This is a genomic window from Dulcicalothrix desertica PCC 7102 (assembly GCF_003991905.1).
GTDB lineage: Bacteria > Cyanobacteriota > Cyanobacteriia > Cyanobacteriales > Nostocaceae > Dulcicalothrix > Dulcicalothrix desertica.
Genome location: NZ_RSCL01000088.1, coordinates 1 through 2748, shown reverse-complemented (window position 1 = coordinate 2748; position 2748 = coordinate 1). Strand labels below are relative to the sequence as shown.

2 protein-coding genes are annotated in these 2748 nt (G+C 38.2%); both read right to left on the bottom strand.

Features of this window, described 5'->3' with window-relative positions; genetic code table 11:
- Nucleotides 1–586: 586 nt before the first annotated feature.
- Nucleotides 587–2014, bottom strand: coding sequence for an ISKra4 family transposase (locus DSM106972_RS50850; protein ID WP_127087838.1), 1428 nt, complete (start codon nt 2012–2014; stop codon nt 587–589).
- A complete protein-coding gene (locus tag DSM106972_RS50845) occupies nt 2011–2694 on the bottom strand; it encodes a plasmid pRiA4b ORF-3 family protein (protein ID WP_127087837.1) in 684 nt (227 codons plus the stop codon). The genes DSM106972_RS50850 and DSM106972_RS50845 overlap by 4 nt, the downstream gene beginning before the upstream one ends.
- Between the last annotated feature and the right edge of the window lie 54 nt (nt 2695–2748).

Genomic DNA, 2748 nt, shown 5'->3' with positions numbered 1-2748 from the left:
AAAGAGTATAATGTATTCTCTTTACCTAAAATACTTTTAATCATCAAAAGTGTAGAGTAATAGTTGCTTGATAGCACACATGAATGATATCCATTAGTTACTTTTTTAAAGTACTAAGTAATACTTCTATTTTCAACTTGCTGTATAAGTTACACTAAAAGTAGTCAGTAAGTATCTGTTTCTATTGTAAGAAATATTTGCGTATTTAGACGCTGATACTATCGTAATATTTATACTTAATTAATACGGTTGTCAAAAAAATGCCTGATTCATAAGAATTTATTCGCCATTGTGAAAAATTATAATTTCAGACATTATTAGACTTTACTCGGTTTAACAGTAATAATTTTGACATCTTAAGAATTGATATATAAAATTGTAGCTCAAGAGAGTAAATACTTTTATCGCAACAAAAGTAACTTTTTGATTCAACTATTTCTACACTCAATACATACTTTTTAATTCAAAATTGTCGTATTCTTGCCCTGATTTTTGAGATACTTTCACACATACTTATTTTCTTGGTACTAGTGTACGACCGCTCGTCAAGTGGCGGGAGATGCTTATTTCACCATAAAGAAATAATTTAAGCCGCTTGTAACAACTCTTGCTCGCACCCCAAAGTCAGTCCAGGATACCAAGAGCGAAATTTTTCCGCCCACTCAGAATTTAAAACCTGTGTTCGCACTTGAATCAGAAGATGGGCGCCCTCCATAGTCCAACGCATTTGCTGCTTTTTAACGAAGCGCTTGCTAATAATCTGGTTGACAGCGGACTCAACAAATGAACTTGAGATAGGCTCTCCGTTGTAATAGCGGTCGCCATAATTTGGGATATACTGCCCGTTATTTTCAATATAGGTTGCAAAATCTTCTAAATGGTCGCAGAGTTTTTGTGCTGCTTCGCTCTTGTCATCATAATCATCTGAAGCTAGTATCTGGGCGCTATCGAGTAAATCGTCGATTTTTAACAATCCCTTAAATACATTACCGTGCCACAGGCTCCACTTTATTTTCTTCAAATCTTCTTGGATAGATTCCGAGGAAATGTCTAAGTCAACATCTTCTTTCGTTATACCCTTAGCAATTTGTGTCATCACAGTTATTCGCATTGTGATGTGAAACCAATCAAGTATATGTTCCGCGTTAGGGTTGAGATAATACTGTAATTCACGTATACTCTCTTCTCCATCCGATAGGAATGTTACCTGTTGATTCATCTGCATCCCTTGGGACTTCAGCACCTCGAATATACGACGTTGCGGCTTTGTGTCGTAGCTAGCAACCATACCAAAAGTCTTAGATGTACCGTCTGCTTTTATACTTTTACCTGCAATAACTTGAAATTGTCCAGATTCAGACGATTTCCTATCATAAAAACGTACATACCCTCCATCCATACCGACCACCAAAGGCAAATCAGGTTTGGGCAGGCTATCCCAGTCCCTTTGGCAACCTTCTATTAATATTCCTTTTTCTGGAGGTAGCTCTGATTCCAAACGTTCGCCTAAAGTATGTAAATTATTACGTATCGATGTAGCGTTTATTTCTCCTTCTATAGGCAGTATCTCTGACAATAATTTAACAGAAAGCCCGTAAGACATGAGGGATGCATATTTTGATTCAAGGTAAAGTAATTCGGGTGATGTACGTTCTTTTAATAACTTTGCAACTGGGTTAAAGGTGCGAGTCGGTTGTTCGTTACAGTCACAATTAAACAATCTCCTGCATGACAGTTGTAACTTACCAAATAGTGTTCTGTATACAATAGTACGCTTATCTTTATGGAGCAGTTTACTGTTGCAATCAGGGCAAAACTCCTGTTGCTTCTCGTATTCGGCTACCTGTTGAATGGCTATATGACGTTGTGTGTTGTGCAATATTTGCTTTGCTTCTGCAATAGTTAGTCCCAAATTATCAGGTTGTAAATTGACCCTTTCAATTTGTGCAACTTCTTGGATTAGCTGGGTCTCACCCCCATCGGACTCAATAACAACCTGGACTTTAAACTTCACTCTATTCCCTCAGAAAAAAATAATGATTCTCTATCTCCCGTAAAGTATTTTAATAGATGTTGGTTAACTTTTTGACAGTCAAATTCGTTTCGGTAAACCGCTAGCCAGTCCCGTAGCTCGGCAGCTTCTTCTCTGCTCATATCAATTTTTTTGTTCCTTAATATTGAAGCAAAGCGCTCAAGCACATCTGGAATTGAAAGAGAAAATTCTTCTCTCGCTTTCATAAAACCCCAAGGACCACCACAGCCTTCAGGAGGGCAAACACTTTTTCCACCAGTGCATACAGGATAAAATTTATCTTGTTCTGATACCTTTATGGCTTCTACTCGAATTTGATGGCGCCACCAGTGGCGCCATGCACCCCCTGGCACTGGGCTAATACTGAAGTCATACTCGTATAAAAATTTTTCTTTCTCCCTAAAACCAAATGTTGCAAGTTTGACTTCGGATGCAAGGTCACTAAATATTTTTCCGCGTGTTCGTGTAATCCCGTAATCCCTACCATGAATCCGGAAGTTGTGTAAGTGCATATCTGACCACCCCATTGCTAGCTGAATGGTGTAGTGTAAATCTTCTATTGTGCTATTGCTGGTAACGAGTACCCGTCTCCAAATTGCTGGACTAATACCAAGCAGTAATATTTTTAACTGGTAAACGATTGGTTCAGATGAATTGGACATTGTGTTATTTTACCGCATTATTAGCCCAGCTCCCCCAAAATTTTTCGCTCTCCA

What these genes read in the sequence shown, in the direction of transcription:
- DSM106972_RS50845 (WP_127087837.1), bottom strand. Translation starts at nt 2,694, where the DNA reads ATGTCCAATTCATCTGAACCAATCGTTTACCAGTTAAAAATATTACTG.